Genomic DNA, 16,906 nt, shown 5'->3' on the forward strand with positions numbered 1-16,906 from the left:
GATATTGACCTTGTGTGGCGTAGGTGATTTCCATAATACTGTTTTTATATACAGTGTTTTGGGGGCTATTGCCTGATGGGACGCAAATGAGTGAAAACGGGCCTGTGGAAAAAAAAAGCAACTCCGTTAGTTTGAGGTTCTCTCCTTCAGGAAAGGAGAGTTCTTAATCAATCTAAATGGAGTTAGAAATGAATAAACCACAAACCCAGACACCTCTTCGCCATGGTCGTGTCACGTCCCCTTCCAGCCGTGGCGCAGTCGCCGTGGATCTCGGCCTGCTGGGTACCTGGCAGGTCAATGAGATGGAAGGCGGCAAGAACTTTCCGGCACTGGTTGCCGGTCCGTTCCCGGCGCCTTATCAAACCGACAGTGACAGCGTCACCCCACCAGCCGACGGCTTCATCCTCAGCGGCGGCAAGACCGATGCCCGTGACTGCATCAACTTCACAGACGAGGAAATGGCCAGGAAGCTCAACCGCGCCTTCACTTGGCCGCTGCTCAATGTCGACCCTGGTCAGACCTTCAAGGTCACCTGGGAATACACCGCGCCGCACACCACCCGTGGCTATCGCTGGCTGATCACCAAGGATGGCTGGGATCCGAAACAGCGCATCACCCGCGCACAACTGGAAACCCAGCCGTTCGCCGAAGACTTCTATGCCCAGGTGCCGTACTACAGCCATGCAGGCGAACTGAAGGCCAAGGTCAATCATGAAGTGAAACTGCCGGCCAACAAAAAGGGCCGGCACGTGATCGTATTGATGTGGATCGTCGCCAACACCGGCAACGCCTTCTATCAAGCCTTCGACGTGGACTTCAAATAAGCCCGCGCCGTTCAACCCATACGTTCTGAAGGATTAGAACATGACAAAGATTGACTTCACCTCACTGAAATCGCCGCTGAACGATGTCGCCTCGCTGATGCCGAGCATCGCCGGCAAAAAGATCCTCATGGGCTTCTGGCACAACTGGCCTGCCGGCGCGAGCGACGGCTACCAGCGTGGCCAATTCGCCAATATGAACCTGGTGGACGTGCCGAGTGATTACAACGTTGTGGCCGTGGCCTTCATGAAAGGTAACGGTATCCCAACGTTCAAGCCGTACAACCTTTCCGACGCCGAGTTCCGCCGCCAGGTGGGCGTGCTGAACAGCCAGGGCAGGGCAGTGCTGATTTCCCTTGGCGGCGCCGATGCGCACATCGAGTTGCATAAAGGCAACGAACAACCACTGGCCAACGAGATTATCCGCCTGGTGGAAACCTATGGCTTTGATGGCCTGGACATTGATCTTGAGCAGAGCGCGATTGATTTCGCCGACAACAAGACTGTCCTGCCCGCTGCGTTGAAACTGGTCAAGGACCATTACGCCGGTGAAGGCAAACACTTCATTATCAGCATGGCGCCCGAGTTTCCTTACCTGACCACCGCCGGCAAATACGTCGGTTACATCCAGGCGCTGGAAGGCTATTACGACTTCATCGCCCCGCAGTATTACAACCAGGGGGGCGACGGGATCTGGGTGCAGGAGGTCAACAACGGCAACGGTGCCTGGATTGCCCAGAACAACGACGCGATGAAAGAGGATTTCCTGTTTTACCTGACCGAAAGTCTGGTGAGCGGAACGCGAGGGTTTACCAAAATCCCGGCGGACAAGTTCGTCATTGGTCTGCCGGCCAACGTCGACGCAGCCGCCACCGGTTATGTGATCAACCCCGCAGCCGTGACCAATGCATTCAAGCGTTTGCACGACAAAGGGTTGTCGATCAAGGGCCTGATGACATGGTCGGTGAATTGGGACAACGGGATCAGCAAAGACCACGTGCCCTACAACTGGGAATTCAGCCGCCGTTATGGGCCGTTGATCGCAGGCACTCATCGCTCTGGCCTCGGTGAGGATGAGGCGGATCTCGAAGTCGCCAATCTGCTGTAGCGTAAAGAGACATCTGGCAGACGTGCCTGATCTCAAACAGCTATGTTTATGATCTGATAATTGGCTTCATGAAATAAAATCCGATGCCTGTTTGGGCATCTGATTTTCTGCGTCAAGCGCAAATCTGCATCCGATTACTTCGGCCCCAGAATCTTCGCCAGCTTATCCGGCGACGGTGCACCTTGCTGTTGCTGCAAGCCGCCCTTGTCGTCCAGGTAGAAAATCGCCGGTGTCGCCGACAGTTCAAGCTCTTCCATCAACTTCATATTGGCATCGAGCTTGGCTTCGATATCCGCCGGAATCTTGTCCAGCGCCTGCAACTTGCTGCCTTTGCCGGCGGCTTCGTGTTCTTCCAGGGCTTTCTGCGGGTCTTTGGCGGCAAACAGGGCGGCGGATTTGCCGGGGCTGTCTTCGCGGATGATGCCGACCATGATGTGGCGCAACTGCACCTTGCCGGCTTTTACCCACGGGCGTGCCTGTTCCCAGAACATGTTGCAGTAAGGGCAGTTGGGGTCGCTGAACAGGTAAACGGTGCGTGGGGCGTTTTTATCGCCATCCTGAATCCAGTTGCTGTGTTCCATCTTGGCCCAGACTTCCTTGGCCATCGGCGCGTACACCAGTTTTTCCAGGGGCGCGCTGCTCAGGTCTTTGCCCTCGGCGTCGTACAGGTTGCCGGCAATCACGCTTTTGCCGTCGGCGGTCAGGTACAGGGCCATGCCGCGGTTCTGGTATTGCGCGGCGTAGCCGGTGAGACCGCTGGGCGCGTCGAACTTGCCGAGGATCTTGGCGCCTTTGGCTTCGATCTGTTTGATCGGCGCCGGCCAGTCTTCGGCCTGGGCCAGGGTGGCCGCGAGCGTCAGCGGCAGCAGGGTCAGCAGGTGGCGGAGGCTTGGCATGTCGGTTTCCTTGTCGTGGCGGTGTCGAAGGGTTCCATGGCGCGGGCCAGGCTGGCTTGGGACAGCTCACCGAGGTGGCTGTTGATCAGGCGCCCATCGGCTTGGTAGAACAGAGTGGTCGGCAAGGCCATGGAGCCCACGGCCTGGCCGAGGCGGCCGCTGGCGTCAAACAGCACATTGTCGAGGGTCAGGCCTTGGGTCGCGAGGAAGGTGCTGACGCTTTGCATGCTTTCGGCCTGGTTGACGAACAGGAAGGTCACGTCGGGGCGCTGATGCTGCGCGCGCTCCAGCACCGGCATTTCGCGCCGGCACGGTGGGCACCAGGTGGCCCAGAGGTTGATCACCAGCGGCCCACCTTTGTAATCGGCCAGTTGCACCACGTCGCCATTGGCGTTGCGCAAGGTGATGTCCGGCAGTTGCGCGCCTTTGTCGTAGAGGCTCAAGGACAAGCTGGTCAGCCCCCAGAACACCAGGCCAGTGATCACCCCGGCGCTCAGGGGTTTGCGCAATGCCGGGCGGCGCCAGCCGTACAACAGGGCGCCGAGTACCAGCGCGATCACGCCCGGCCAGGCGAGAAAACCGCCGTCGCGCAGGTCGACCATCTGCAGCGGGTCGTGGCTGTAATCGCCCCAGTACATCAACACAAAGCTGACGCGCGCCACCAGCATGGCCAACAGGAACAGGCTGAACAGCACCGACTCGGGGTTTTCGCCGCCCCGTTTGGCCACGCGCCAGCCCACCACCGTGGCGAGAATCAGCGCGCTGATCAGCAGGATGTGATTCAGGGCAATGGCGAAGGTGCCGATGGTCAGGGTCAGCATCAGCGTGCGTCTCGGGTTTGCGTCCAGCGTTGCAGGAAGTTGGCGGCATCCACTTCGCCGGTGATGCGTTGGGCGCGGCGTTCTTCACCGTCCGGGCCGATCCACACAAAGCTCGGAGGCCCTGGCACCTTGTAGCGGCCGAGCAGTTCACGGCTGGCGGCGTTGTCGGCGGTGACATCCAGGCGCAGCAGGCGCACGTCTTTGAGGGCGTCCATCACTTCGGCTTTGCCGAACACTTGTTTTTCCATGATCTTGCACGACACGCACCAGTCGGCGTAGTAATCCACCAGCACCCATTGGCCCTGGGCCTTGGCGCTGTCGAGCTGGCTTTGCAGCACGGCCGGGTCGTTGATGGTCATGAAGGCGTCGTGGGCGCTGGGGGCTGCGCCCACACGCTCGCCGCTGTAGACCTTCAAGGGCTGCCACAGGTCGTCGCTGCCACCGGCGGCACCGACCACCAGCACTGCGCCCCACAGGCCCAGCACCAGGGAGCCGGCGCCAAAGACCTTGGCGGCCAGCCCGTATTCGCGGGCCAGGCTCCAGCCGCAATAGGCCATCACCAGCGCCAATGCACCCCAAAGGCCAAGCCACAGGCTTTCACCCACTACCGGGCGAATCATCAGCACCGCGGTGCCGAGGAACAGGAAGCCGAAGACGCCCTTGAGCACATTCATCCAGGTGCCCGGTTTAGGCAGGAAGCGGTTGCCCACCGTCACCAGCAGCAACAGCGGAATACCGATGCCGATGCCCATCGCAAACAGGATCAAGCCGCCGTGCAGCGCATTGCCGCTCTGGGCGATATACAGCAGCGCGCCGGCCAGCGGCGCGGTCATGCACGGCCCCACCAGCAAACCGGACAGTGCACCGAGAATGCCGGCGCCCACCAGGCTGCCGCCGCTTTGCTGACGGCTGACGTTGTCCAGGCGGTCGCGCAGGAAGGCCGGCAATTGCAATTCGAAGAAGCCGAACATCGGCAGGGCGAGGATCACAAACAGCGCGGCGAAGCTGCCGAGAATCCATGGCGTTTGCAGCAGTGCGGCGAGGTTGCCGCCGAGCAACGCGGCCAACACGCCGAGCGCTGCATACACCAGGGCCATGCACACCACGTAGCTGCTGGCCAGGGCGAAACCACGCCGCGGGCTGGCGCCACTGCCCACCACCAGGCCGGCGAGGATCGGCAGCATCGGCAGCGAGCACGGCGCGAATGCCAGCAGCAGGCCCAGGCCAAAGAACACCAGCAGACTCCAGCCCAGGCTGCGTTGCTGCAGGCCGCTGGCCAGGTTTTGGTCCTGGGCTTGGGTGGTGGCGGCAACGGCGGGGTTGCCACCCAGGTCCACAGTGATCGACTGCGGCGGGTAGCACAGGCCGGCATCGGCACAGCCCTGCCAGCCCAGCTTGACCTGGCCGGTGGCACCGGCCGGAATCTTCACTTCCAGGCCTTGGCGATACACTTGCTGCTCGCCGAAGAACTCATCGCTATGGGCTTCGCCCTGGGGCAATACGGGTTTTTCGGCCAGGCCGTCGAACTTCATGCGCTGCTGGTAGAGGTAATAGCCGTCGGCAATCTGCCAATACAGCTGGGTCTCGCCGCTTTCAAGACGCTCGGAGGTAAAGGTGAATGCCTTGCCCACCGGCAGGAAGTCAGGTTTGGTTTCGAATGGATTGCCCGGCGCTGCCTGGGCCAACCCCGCGAAAAACACCAGCAGAAAGGTCAACAAATACCGCATGGACGAGCCTTAGTTCGTTGCAAGTTAGGCACACAATGTGTGGTGCTGATTAACCGATGATTAACCGGTGGCTATTCTAAAGTGAAGGGAAGCGCAGGGCGCGCGTCTTTTCGCGGCATAATCGGCGCTTAATCCTCGGCACCTTTAATTCTCCCCATCTTTCATGAAGGGTTAACCATGCACGTACTGGTCTGTGAAGACGACGAACTGATCGCCAGCGGCATCGTGGCCGGCCTCGGCGCCCAGGGCTTTACCGTCGAGCGCGTGGCCACCGCAGCTGCTGCGCGGGCGATGCTCAAGGCAGCTACGTTCGACATCATGGTGCTCGACCTCGGTTTACCCGACGAAGACGGCCTCAAGCTGCTGCAGCAACAACGCAGCCAAGGCCTGGAAATTCCGGTGCTGATCCTCACCGCGCGTGATTCGGTGACCAACCGCGTCGACGGCCTGCAAGCCGGCGCCGACGACTACCTGCTTAAACCCTTCGACCTGCGCGAACTCGCCGCCCGCCTGCAAACCCTGCTGCGGCGCGTGGCGGGGCGCCGGGTCAACCTGATCGAACACGGCCGGCTGGCCTATGACCCGAGCAGTCGCGAAACCTTTCTGGCGGGCGAGCCGGTGGACCTTTCCCGTCGCGAACAAGCCTTGTTGCAAGCGCTGTTGCACAACAAGGGCCGGGTACTGTCCAGCGAGCAGCTCAAGGACAGCGTCTACGGTTTTAACGACGAACTGGAAAGTAACGCCCTCAACGTGCATATCCATCACCTGCGGCGCAAGTTGGGCAATGGCATTGTCGAGACCGTGCGCGGCCTTGGTTATCGCCTGGGCACGGCGGACGGCGGCGCGGTGGATGAGGGAGACAACGCGTCGTGATGAGCCTGCGCCTGCGCCTGACGTTCAAGCTGGGCGCCGCTTTTGTACTGATCTGGCTGCTGGCGGCGGCCTGGATGCTCAACGATCTGCGCAACCAGATGATGTTCTCGCTCGACCAGCGCCTGGTGGCATCGGCACGCATGGTGGCCGGGCTGACCGAGCAGATGCCGGGCCTGGCCAGCGTGGCCGGCGGCATGACGCATTTGCGCACCGAGCAACTCAACGTACCGGGCGGCATGGCCTGCCAGGTCAGCTCTTTGCGCGGGGAAATCCTCGCGCGCAGCCATATGACCCCGGACGAGGGCCTGGAGTCGCGCAAAAGCGGCTTTCGTGACCAGATTATCGACGGTGTGGGCTGGCGCAGCTTCACCCTGTCGCGCGGTGATTTGCTGATCACCACTGCCGATCGCCAGGTGGAGCGCGAGGCGCTGAACCTGTCGATCCTGCTGGCGGCGTCGGTGCCGGTGGGCGTGGCCTTGCTGGGTTGCCTGTGCCTGCTGTGGCTAGGCATCGGCCAAAGCCTGTTGCCGCTCAACCGCATGCGTGACGCACTGATGCGCCGCAGTGCCGATTCCCTCGAACCCCTGCAGATTCACCCGTTGCCCAGCGAGCTTAAGCCGCTGCTCGACACCCAGAACCAACTGTTGCAACGTATCTCCAAGACCATCGAACGTGAGCGCCGTCTCACCGGTGACGCGGCCCATGAGTTGCGCAGCCCGCTGACGGCGATCAAGACCCACCTGCAAGTGGCGCGCATGACCGACGGCGCGGCCCGCGACCAATCCCTGGCCCACGCCGAAGAGGGCGCCGACCGCCTGCACCGGACCCTGGAGCAATTACTGTTGCTGGCGCGGGTGGAGGGCAGCCTGTCGTTTGATGACGGCCTGCAATCCAGCGCCGAACAGGTCGCGCGCCTGGCGATCCAGGATGCCAACGCCGGTGACAATCGGCGTATCGATTTGATCCTGTCGACCAACCTGACTGAAACCCCGGTGGAAATGCCGGTGGCCCTGGCGGTGGCAGCCCTGCGCAACCTGTTGGATAACGCCCTGCGGCACACGCCGAGTGATACCCGCGTGGAACTGAATGTATTCACTACCGCCGATACGGTGGTGTTCCGCGTGCGTGACCATGGCAAGCAGATTTCCAGTGAGGACCTGCAATACCTGACCCAACGCTTCTGGCGCAATGGCAGCAGCGAGGGCTGCGGGTTGGGTTTGGCGATTGTGCAGGCTATCGTGCAACGCTGCTCCTGCTCGTTGAAATTCGACAGCCAGCCGGATGGCCTGCGGGTAGACCTGGGCATGCCGCTGCGACACTGATCCCTCTTTTCATGTGCCAAATAGTTACCGCCTTTTTGAAGTTCAGCGCTTCAGGATGGCGGTAATTTTTTTGCGCTTGAACGGGCTGAATGACTCGGCCTGTACTGAAAAGGACGGTTCTTATGTTGGTTATCGATAGCAGTTTCCCGGCCAGGGATTTCAATCAACGCCACGGCGAGCCCGTGGGGCAGGTGATCCTGCATTACACCGCAGCGCCCTTTGCCTCATCGTTGCGTACGCTGACGCAAGGCGGTGTCAGCGCTCACTATCTGCTGCCCGATCCTGATGACCCCGGCTACCGCGCCATGGGCTATGACGAGCTGCGCGCGTTTCGTCTGGTGGACGAGGATAAGCGCGCCTGGCATGCCGGGGTGAGCCATTGGGCTGGGCGGGATAATCTTAATAGCCGATCCATTGGCATCGAGATGGTCAATTTGGCCCGCGATGATGGCGGGGTGTTTACCTTTCCTGCGTACGCTGAGGAGCAAATAGATGTGTTGGTGGCGTTGGTTCGCGACCTGCTTGGGCGCTACCCACAGATAGGGCCGACGGACATTCTCGGGCATTCGGATGTGGCGTACTGGCGCAAGAGTGATCCGGGGCCGCGGTTGCCTTGGCGGTGTTTGTTCGAGGCCGGGATCGGCGCCTGGTTTGATGAGTCGACGCGGGCGATGTATCAGCGCCGGTTTTGCCTTGGGTTGCCGCCGGAGGTCGAGGTGGAGCGGGCCTTTCAGCGGTATGGGTATAAGCCGGCGCAGAATCGCCAGGCGTTTGCGCTGCGCACGCGGGCGTTTCAAATGCACTTTCGCAGCCGCGATTATTCCGGGGTTCTGGATGGGGAGACGTGTGCGATTTTGTATGCGTTGAATGAGCGGTATCGCTGATCGTTCCCACGCTCTGCGTGGGAATGGCGCCACGGACGCTCCGCGTCCCGCTGTCCGTGAGAGTCTGGTGACGCGGAGCGTCACGGGATGCATTCCCACGCGGAGCGTGGGAACGATCATCAACGATCAAAAACCACAACAAGCCTAAATCCCCCAACCGCTGGTGCGTCTCCAGAACATGAAATCCGCACATGCGCGGATCGGCAGTTTGGTCACCCCACCCGCGTATTGAGGGATCGAGAGATGTCAGTCGCTACCAGCCGTATCGAAGACGCCCCGGTGCACGCCAGCCCGGCACCCGTGGAAACGCTCTACCAGTTCGAAGAAACCCCGTTGCTGGCCCGCCAGCGCCAGCAGGAATCCAACGCTCGCAGTTACCCTCGGCGCATTCCCCTGGCGCTCAAACGCGCCAAGGGTATCTACGTGGAGGACGTGGAGGGCCGCAGTTTCATCGACTGCCTGGCCGGCGCCGGCACGTTGGCGCTGGGCCACAACCACCCGGTGGTGATCCAAGCCATTCAACAAGTGCTCAGCGATGAACTGCCGCTGCACACCCTCGACCTGACCACCCCGGTCAAAGACCAGTTCGTACAAGACCTGTTCGGCCTGTTGCCCGCCGAGCTGGCGCGGGAAGCGAAAATCCAGTTCTGCGGCCCTACCGGCACGGACGCCGTCGAAGCCGCGTTGAAGCTGGTACGCACCGCCACCGGTCGCAGCACGGTGTTGTCCTTCCAGGGCGGTTATCACGGCATGAGCCAAGGCGCGCTGAGCCTGATGGGCAGCCTGGGGCCGAAAAAACCTTTGGGCGCCTTGCTCGGCAATGGCGTGCAATTCCTGCCGTATCCCTACGACTACCGTTGCCCCTTCGGCCTGGGCGGCGCGGAAGGTGTGCGGGTCAACCTGCATTACCTGGAAAACCTGCTCAATGACCCCGAAGCCGGGGTGTTGTTGCCGGCGGCGGTGATTGTCGAGGTGGTGCAGGGCGAGGGCGGTGTGATCCCCGCCGATCTCGACTGGCTGCGCGGCCTGCGACGCATCACCGAGCAGGCGGGCGTGGCGTTGATCGTTGATGAAATCCAGAGTGGTTTCGGTCGCACCGGCAAAATGTTTGCCTTCGAACACGCCGGCATCATTCCGGACGTGGTGGTGATGTCCAAGGCCATCGGCGGCAGTTTGCCGTTGGCGGTGGTGGTGTATCGCGACTGGCTCGACACGTGGTTGCCGGGCGCGCATGCCGGGACGTTCCGGGGCAACCAGATGGCGATGGCGGCGGGTTCGGCGGTAATGCGCTACCTCAAGGAGCACGACCTGGCCGATCATGCCGCCGCCATGGGCGAGCGTCTCGGTGAGCACCTGCGCATCCTGCAGCGCGACTTCCCGCAGTTGGGGGATATTCGTGGGCGCGGGCTGATGCTCGGCGTGGAACTGGTGGACCCGAACGGCGCGCCCGATAGCCAGGGCCACCCACCGGTGCATCGCCAACTGGCACCGCTGGTGCAGCGCGAATGCCTCAAGCGCGGCCTGATCCTGGAGCTGGGCGGGCGGCATGGCAGCGTCGTGCGCTTCTTGCCTCCGCTGGTCATCACCGCCGCCCAAATCGACCAGGTAGCCGAGATCTTCGGACGCGCCTTGGCGGCAGCGGTCGCCAGCCTCTAATTTTTCGCACGCTTGGTACGTTTCTACAGATATCAGCGCTGCGCGTGGTGCGCAGCCAGCCCTATAAGCGATGGAGAACAGCAATGACCTCAGTATTTGACCGCGACGACATCCTGTTTCAGGTAGTGGTCAACCACGAAGAACAGTATTCCATCTGGCCTGACTACAAGGCCGTGCCGGAAGGCTGGCGCACCGTGGGCAAGAGCGGCATGAAGAAAGAGTGCCTGGCTTACATCGAGGAAGTCTGGACCGATATGCGCCCGTTGAGTTTGCGTCAGAAGATGGACGGCGCTGCGCTGGCCGGCTGACACGCTGCAAACCCAATGTGGGAGCGGGCTTGCCCGCGATGACGGCCTATCAGTCTAACTATTCGGTGACTGATACACCGCTATCGCGGGCAAGCCCGCTCCCACATAAAAAGCCCTACTGCGGTGGGTTGGTGTACAGGTAATCCGTCGCCAAAGACGCCAACGTTCTGACCCCCACCACCAACGCCGATTCATCCACGAAGAACCCCGGATTATGGTTCGGCGCCGCCTTGCTCATGTCCTGATCCCTCGGCGTCACCCCCAGGAACACAAACAGCCCCGGCGCTTCCTTGGCATAAAACGAGAAGTCCTCGGCACCCCCCACCAGCGGGCCTTGCACCACATCATCCTTGGCCGCCCAGCGCAGGCTCGGCAGCATTTTCTCGGTGAGTGCCGGGTTGTTGATGGTCGGGTCGTACTTCTCGATGATCGTGACTTCAGCCTTGGCGCCGCCACTTTCCGCGATTTTCTCCACGGTCTGGCGCACGTCCGCGTGCAGCTTCTGGCGAATGCCGTAGTCGTAGGAGCGAATGGTGCCGCTCATGTCCACCGACTCGGGGATGATGTTGTAGCGGGTGCCGCCATTGATGGTGCCGATGCTCACCACCGACGGAAATGACGAGATGTCGGTGCGACGGCTGACCACGGTTTGCAGGCCGACAATGGTCTGCGCGCCGACGGTGATCGGGTCGATGCCGTCCCAGGGGCGGCCGGCGTGGGTCTGCTTGCCGAGGATTTTGATGCGCAGGTCATCGGAGCTGGCCAGGGTCGGGCCGGGGCGATAGGCGATCTGCCCGGCCGGTACACCGGCCCACACATGCAGGCCGAATACGGCGTCTGGCTTGGGCGCTTTCATCACGCCTTCCTGCACCATCATCTTCGCGCCCCACGTATTTTTGCCGTCGGGGATAAAGTCGCTCGGGCCTTCTTCGGCCGGCTGGAAATAAAACACCACGGTGCCCGGCAGGCGGTCGCGCATGCCGGTGAGGATTTTTGCCGTGCTCAGCAGGATCGCGGTGTGGGCGTCGTGGCCGCAGGCGTGCATCACGTCGACTTCCTTGCCCAGGTAAGTGCCTTTGGCCTTGGAAGCGAACGGCAGGTTGGCGACTTCCTTGACCGGCAGTGCATCCATATCAGCACGCAGCGCAACGGTCGGGCCGGGCAGGGCGCCCTTCAAGATCGCGACGACGCCGGTGCGCGCCACGCCGGTTTTTACCTCAAGGCCCAGCTCGCGCAATTGCTTGGCGACCAGCTCGGCGGTGCGGGTTTCGGTGTTGCCCAGTTCGGGGTGGGCGTGGATATCGCGGCGGGTTTCCAGCAAGGCCGGCTCAAGGATTTTTGCCTGGGCGGCGATTTCCTCCCGGGCGCTCTCCTGGCCGCTGCTGGCGGCAATCACTGCGCTGCTGGCGAGCCCGCAGAGCATGCCGAAAACCCATGGGTGTGTCAGACCGTTCAAACGCATAAGTACCTCTCCCTCTTTATTGTTGTGGTTCTTTCTCCTGCACGGTGCCGGCGGTGACCACCTGCACACTCAAGCGCGGCGTCGCCAGGTCTAGCCCGGCTTCATCCAGCTGACGCTTGAGCGCCAGGTTGAACGCCCGCGACACTTCCCACTGCTTGATCGGCGCGGTCTTGAACCGCGCCCGCAGGATCGCACTGCCGGACTCAAAGCTTTCCACGCCCTGAATCTCCAGCGGCGACCAGATGTTGCGGCGTTGCAGTGGGTCGTTGCGCATTTTCTGGCCGACATCGCGCATCAGTTTGATGGCGTCGTCGATTTCCATGTTGTAGGGGATCGCCACGCGGAAGATCGCGTAGCCGAACTCGCGGGAGTAGTTCTTGATGCTCTTGATTTCGCTGAACGGAATGGTGTGCACGATGCCGTCGATGTCGCGCAGGCGCACCGTACGGATGGTCAGGCCCTCGACGGTGCCGAGGTGACCGCCGACATCCACGTAGTCGTCGATGGCCAGCGAGTCTTCGATGATGATGAACAGGCCGGTGATCAAGTCCGCCACCAGCGACTGTGCACCAAAACCGATGGCGATACCGATCACACCGGCACCGGCCAGCAGCGGCGTAACGTTCATGCCCATGTTCGCCAGCGCCACGATGGCGGCGATGATAAAGATGGTCACGAACAGCACGTTGCGGATCAGCGGCATCATCGTCTGTGCGCGCGCATTCGCCAGGCCTTTGCGCGAGCGGGTCAGGGCGTGGTGGATGGCGGTGTCGCTGAGGATCCAGATCAGCCAGGCAAACAACAGCGTGCCGCCAAGGCCAAACAGCTTGACGCTGATTTCATGGCCGTCGCCTTCGGTAAAGCGAATCATCGACAGGCCCCACACGCGCAGGCCGAGTTCGATAAACACCAGCCACACCACTAAGTGAGCCAGGGTATACACGAAGCTTTTCAGGCGATCGGAGTACAGCGCGTGGCGCTTGTGCCCGCGTTGTGGCTTGAGCGCATGGCGGCGCACCAGGCCGTTGATGACCATGCACAACACCAGCAACACCGTGCACAACAATGACTGGCGCAAGGCGGTGCTGGTGTCGCCGGCGGACAGGAAGGTGGCGAACAGCGAGATGCCCACCAGCAACAACGCCGGCAAGTACCAGAAGGTGCCGATGATCGACAGGGTATCGGTGAGGGCACGGCGGGTAAGGCGCCGCGACAGCGGCTGGTTGCGGATCAGGTGCGCGATCGGCCGGCGGAAACGCAGGATAAACACGCCGGTGGACAGCGCCGCCATCACATTGGCGACCGTCGCCGCTGTGTGTGCCAGATGCTGGCCCAGGGCCGTTATCAGCCTTGGGTCGCTCAGGGCTTCGCCAAAGGCGGCGAAACTGCCGATCCACCACAACGGCCGGAAGGCTTGGTGACGCAGGATATACAGCGCCCGGTGGCGGTGCGGGCCGTCGAGTACGGAGAAGGCAATCACGCAGATCGCCGAGAAACAGGTGCCGACCACCAGCGCGTAAGCCAGCACCATCGCCAGGGATTTGCCCAGGGACGAGGGCAGTGCGTAGCTCAGGTAAACGGTGATCACCAGGGCGATCAGCCACGGCCCCAACTTGCGCAGGGCGAAGCGCAGCATGTCCCAGGTGCGCGGGTGTTGCGGCAGTTCCTCGGGCAGGCCGAAACGTTCGCGTAGACGGTGGCTGAGCCAGATCAGCGCGGCGGCCAGCAGGCTCCACACGGCCAGGATCACGGCAAAGCCGAAAATGATCGGTAGCCATTCGCTGGCCGGCAGCATCAGCGCAGCGAGTTCATCCTTGGCCAGGTCGACCTCGTTGGACCAGCGGCCCAGCGGGCTGTCGGCGCCGGAAAACTGTTGCTCAAGGCCGGACAGCGTACTGCCGATCAAACCGAGCACGCCCTGTTCGGCGGCGGGTTGGGCCTTTTGCGTGGCTTCGCGCAGCTTCTTTAAATCGCTCAACAGCTGGGTGCGCTGCTGATCGTTCTCCAGGGTTTTGATCACCTCATCCAACGACTGCCCCAGCGGCACATCGGCCTGGGGTTGGGTTTTGTTGGTGCTGCCGAGCAGGCCGGGCAAGCTCACGGCGTGGGCAGGTGCGAGCGGCAGCAGCATCAGCAGGGTAATCAGGACGTAGCGGGGCAGGGCAAAAAGACGCGAGAGCACGAGGCGGTCAACCTTGAAAACGACGAATTGACCGAGTGTACGAGGCCGTTATGCCCAATGCGAGTGCATTTGTCATTCCGCCAGTTTGGCGAGGATTTTGTAAACCACCGTGCCCAGGATCAGCAGCATGCCGACCCACATGCCAAACACGCCCAGCGGCTTGTCGCGAAAGTTGAAACCGGTCGCGAGCAGGATCATGCCGATGATGATGGGGATGAGCATGGCGTGGAAGGAGGACATGGAGATCATGGGGCGACGGCCTTGTCGGAGTGGGAATACTGACAAGTCTAGGCCGGATTGCGCAAACGTGGGTTGATGTAGGTCAGACAGCTTTGTGTGTGCCTGAAATGGCTATCGCGGGCAAGCCCGCTCCCACCTTGGAATGTGTTTCCCTGTGGGAGCGGGCTTGCCCGCGATGGCCGCGCCTCGGCCTCAGGGCAGATCGCGGCTCGCGTAGAACGCGCCCAACACCTTCACCAGATGCGCCAGGTCATGGCTGCCGCACAGTTCACGGATCGAGTGCATGGCAAACGTCGGCAGGCCGATGTCCACGGTGCGTACGCCCAGGTGGCTGGCGGTGATCGGGCCGATGGTCGAGCCGCAGCCCATGTCGCTGCGCACCACAAAGCTCTGCACCGGTACTTCCTGGGCCATGCACAGGTGGCGGAAGAACCCGGCGGTTTCGCTGTTGGTGGCGTAGCGCTGGTTACTGTTGACCTTGATCACCGGGCCGGCGTTGAGTTTCGGACCGTGGTTGGCGTCGTGTTTCTCGGCGTAGTTGGGGTGCACGCCGTGGGCATTGTCGGCAGACACCAACAGTGATTTCTGAATGGTGCGTACGAATTCATCACCTTCCGGCAACAGGCGGCGCAGGGTCTGTTCCAGCATCGGGCCGTCAGCGCCGCACGCGGAGCAGGAGCCGACCTCTTCGTGGTCATTGCACACCAGCACGCAGGTTTCGTCGGTTTCGCTGGTGAGCAAGGCTTGCAGCCCGGCGTAGCACGACAGCAGGTTGTCGAGGCGCGCCCCGGCGATGAAGTCGCCATTGAGGCCAATCACCGCCGCGCTTTGCGTGTCGTAGAAGCTCAGCTCGTAGTCGAGCACCACGTCGGCGTTCAAACCATGCTCGCGTGCCAGCTGTTCGGTGAGCACGGCGCGGAAATCCACGCGCTCGTCACCGGCAAATTGCGCGAGGATCGGCGGCAGCTCGGTCTGGGCATTGATGGCCCAGCCCTGATTGGCTTCACGGTTCAGGTGAATGGCCAGGTTGGGAATGATCGCAATCGGCAGCTTGAAGTCGATCAACTGGCTCTCGACCTTGCCGTCGCGGCGGAAGGTCACGCGGCCGGCCAGCGACAGGTCGCGGTCGAACCACGGCGCCAGCAGCGCACCGCCGTAGACTTCCACACCCAACTGCCAGAAACCCTGGCGTTGCAGCTCCGGCTGCGGCTTGACCCGCAGGCACGGGCTGTCGGTGTGGGCGCCGACCAGGCGAATCCCGCCCAGCAGCGGCGAGTGGCGGCCGAGCTTGAAGGCGATGATCGAGGAGTCGTTGCGGGTGACGTAGTAGCGCCCATTGGCCTCGGTGGCCCAGGTTTCGCGCTCGTCGAGGCGTTGGTAACCGGCCGCTTCCAGGCGCTGGGCGAGGGCGGCAGTGGCATGAAAAGGAGTAGGGGAGGCCTTGAGGAAGTCGATCAGGCCTTGATTCAACGCTTCGCGCATAAATAGCTCCAGACAGCAATGCGCGGAGTTTACCGTATTGGCTCCACATTTGAAGTGAAGCTGCGCTGTTGAAAACTACACCAGGCTAATGTGGGAGCTGGCAAGCCAGCTCCCACATTAGCCTGGTGTGTAGATTAAAAGGGGGCAGGGCACTCAAAGCGCAAACGCTCGCCACTTTGCGGGTGGGTAAAGCTCAACATGCTCGCATGCAGGCACAAGCGCGGCCAGGCGGCCAGGGCTTGCTTATGGGCGTACAGGCCATCACCGAGCAGCGGGTGGCCGATCGACAGCATGTGCACGCGCAACTGGTGTGAACGCCCGGTGATCGGCGTCAGCTCGACGCGGCACCAGTCGCCGCACCGTTCCAGCACCTTCCAGAAGGTCAGCGCGTGCTTGCCGAACTCGTGGTCGACCACATGCCGGGGTTTGGTCGGCGGGTCGTAGCGCAGGGGCAGGTCGATACTGCCGCTGTCCAGTGCCGGCTGGCCCCAGGCCAAGGCGGTGTAGGCCTTTTCGGTTTCGCGGTCGTGAAACTGGCGGGACAGTTCGCGGTGGGTGTCGGCGTCCCGCGCGAGCAGGATGATTCCCGAGGTTTCCCAGTCCAGGCGATGGACAATGCGGGCTTCGGGGTAGCCGTTTTCCTGCAGGCGGGTGATCAGGCAATCCTTGTTGTCATCGGCGCGGCCAGGCACCGAGAGCAGCAGGGTCGGCTTGTTCACCACCAGGACGGCGTCGTCCTGATACAGGATATGGATATTGGACAGCGGCATTAAACAGCCTCGTAACAAACGCCAACGGCGGCTCGCCCACCCGGTTCCCCAAAAGGGATCAAGGTGACCGAGCCGCCGTGGCAGCCGCCTTTTCGATTAACGATCAGGCAGGGTGATATTGAGTTCCAGAATCGAGCAGCTGCCGTCGTTTTCAAGGGCGACATGCACGTCATCGTTGCCGATATTGACGTACTTGCGGATCACCTCGACCAGTTCCTTCTGCAAGGCTGGCAGGTAGTCCGGGGTGCTGCGTTGGCCGCGTTCGTGCGCCACGATGATCTGTAGACGCTCTTTCGCTACCGACGCGGTACTTGGCTTTTTGTTGGCGCGAAAGAAGTCGAGAAATTTCATTGT

Annotated in this window: 16 protein-coding genes; 7 read left to right on the plus strand and 9 right to left on the minus strand. The window is 61.9% G+C overall.

The window, feature by feature from the left end:
- Positions 1 to 188: 188 nt before the first annotated feature.
- Together L8I05_RS02085 and L8I05_RS02090 are read left to right on the plus strand one after the other, a co-directional pair.
- Entirely contained in the window at positions 189 to 824 is a 636-nt protein-coding gene (locus L8I05_RS02085) for a lytic polysaccharide monooxygenase auxiliary activity family 9 protein (protein WP_177019021.1), read from the plus strand.
- 40 nt (positions 825 to 864) lie between these two features.
- Positions 865 to 1,929 (plus strand): chitinase, encoded by a 1,065-nt coding sequence (locus L8I05_RS02090; protein ID WP_242167031.1) that lies wholly within the window; start codon positions 865 to 867, stop codon positions 1,927 to 1,929.
- Between the two features lie 134 nt (positions 1,930 to 2,063).
- Here the strand turns inward: L8I05_RS02090 and dsbG are convergent, their stop codons facing one another.
- The 3 genes from dsbG to dsbD are packed head-to-tail and all read right to left on the minus strand — an operon-like array spanning position 2,064 to position 5,373.
- Positions 2,064 to 2,825 carry a thiol:disulfide interchange protein DsbG gene (dsbG, locus tag L8I05_RS02095; RefSeq protein WP_159958548.1) on the minus strand — a complete coding sequence of 254 codons (762 nt, stop codon included), beginning with the start codon at positions 2,823 to 2,825 and terminating at the stop codon, positions 2,064 to 2,066.
- A complete protein-coding gene (locus L8I05_RS02100) occupies positions 2,801 to 3,646 on the minus strand; it encodes a TlpA disulfide reductase family protein (protein WP_242167032.1) in 846 nt (281 codons plus the stop codon). The genes dsbG and L8I05_RS02100 overlap by 25 nt, the downstream gene beginning before the upstream one ends.
- The gene (dsbD, locus tag L8I05_RS02105; RefSeq protein ID WP_242167033.1) at positions 3,646 to 5,373 is read right to left on the minus strand and encodes a protein-disulfide reductase DsbD; all 1,728 of its coding nucleotides are present in this window, start codon (positions 5,371 to 5,373) and stop codon (positions 3,646 to 3,648) included. Before dsbD ends, L8I05_RS02100 begins: the two co-directional genes overlap by 1 nt.
- A 177-nt stretch (positions 5,374 to 5,550) precedes the next feature.
- Between dsbD and L8I05_RS02110 the strand changes: the two genes are divergently transcribed.
- The 5 genes from L8I05_RS02110 (at position 5,551) to L8I05_RS02130 (ending at position 10,416) form a co-directional block, all read left to right on the plus strand.
- Complete coding sequence (locus L8I05_RS02110; protein ID WP_159958542.1) at positions 5,551 to 6,246, plus strand: response regulator transcription factor; 696 nt, start codon at positions 5,551 to 5,553, stop codon at positions 6,244 to 6,246.
- On the plus strand, positions 6,246 to 7,568 hold the full coding sequence (locus tag L8I05_RS02115; RefSeq protein WP_242167034.1) for an ATP-binding protein: 1,323 nt from the start codon (positions 6,246 to 6,248) through the stop codon (positions 7,566 to 7,568). The genes L8I05_RS02110 and L8I05_RS02115 overlap by 1 nt, the downstream gene beginning before the upstream one ends.
- Positions 7,569 to 7,690: 122 nt before the next feature.
- Complete coding sequence (locus L8I05_RS02120; protein ID WP_242167035.1) at positions 7,691 to 8,452, plus strand: N-acetylmuramoyl-L-alanine amidase; 762 nt, start codon at positions 7,691 to 7,693, stop codon at positions 8,450 to 8,452.
- Positions 8,453 to 8,695: 243 nt separating this feature from the next.
- Positions 8,696 to 10,108 (plus strand): aspartate aminotransferase family protein, encoded by a 1,413-nt coding sequence (locus L8I05_RS02125; protein ID WP_242167036.1) that lies wholly within the window; start codon positions 8,696 to 8,698, stop codon positions 10,106 to 10,108.
- 83 nt (positions 10,109 to 10,191) lie between these two features.
- On the plus strand, positions 10,192 to 10,416 hold the full coding sequence (locus L8I05_RS02130) for an MbtH family protein (protein WP_028617283.1): 225 nt from the start codon (positions 10,192 to 10,194) through the stop codon (positions 10,414 to 10,416).
- A gap of 115 nt (positions 10,417 to 10,531) precedes the next feature.
- Here the strand turns inward: L8I05_RS02130 and L8I05_RS02135 are convergent, their stop codons facing one another.
- The 6 genes from L8I05_RS02135 to minE form a co-directional block, all read right to left on the minus strand.
- Entirely contained in the window at positions 10,532 to 11,878 is a 1,347-nt protein-coding gene (locus L8I05_RS02135) for an amidohydrolase (RefSeq protein WP_242167037.1), read from the minus strand.
- Between the two features lie 16 nt (positions 11,879 to 11,894).
- On the minus strand, positions 11,895 to 14,060 hold the full coding sequence (locus L8I05_RS02140) for a mechanosensitive ion channel domain-containing protein (protein WP_242167038.1): 2,166 nt from the start codon (positions 14,058 to 14,060) through the stop codon (positions 11,895 to 11,897).
- A 72-nt stretch (positions 14,061 to 14,132) separates the two neighbouring features.
- Positions 14,133 to 14,309, minus strand: coding sequence for a hypothetical protein (locus L8I05_RS02145; protein ID WP_174245644.1), 177 nt, complete (start codon positions 14,307 to 14,309; stop codon positions 14,133 to 14,135).
- Positions 14,310 to 14,492: 183 nt separating this feature from the next.
- A complete protein-coding gene (locus L8I05_RS02150) occupies positions 14,493 to 15,782 on the minus strand; it encodes a M18 family aminopeptidase (protein WP_016970147.1) in 1,290 nt (429 codons plus the stop codon).
- A 134-nt stretch (positions 15,783 to 15,916) separates the two neighbouring features.
- The gene (locus L8I05_RS02155) at positions 15,917 to 16,552 is read right to left on the minus strand and encodes an RluA family pseudouridine synthase (protein WP_242167039.1); all 636 of its coding nucleotides are present in this window, start codon (positions 16,550 to 16,552) and stop codon (positions 15,917 to 15,919) included.
- 96 nt (positions 16,553 to 16,648) lie between these two features.
- The gene (gene minE / locus L8I05_RS02160) at positions 16,649 to 16,903 is read right to left on the minus strand and encodes a cell division topological specificity factor MinE (RefSeq protein ID WP_003175252.1); all 255 of its coding nucleotides are present in this window, start codon (positions 16,901 to 16,903) and stop codon (positions 16,649 to 16,651) included.
- Positions 16,904 to 16,906: the final 3 nt, after the last annotated feature.

This window comes from Pseudomonas sp. MONT-RG-20F-20-E-7-02 (genome assembly GCF_022662395.1).
Lineage (GTDB): Bacteria > Pseudomonadota > Gammaproteobacteria > Pseudomonadales > Pseudomonadaceae > Aquipseudomonas.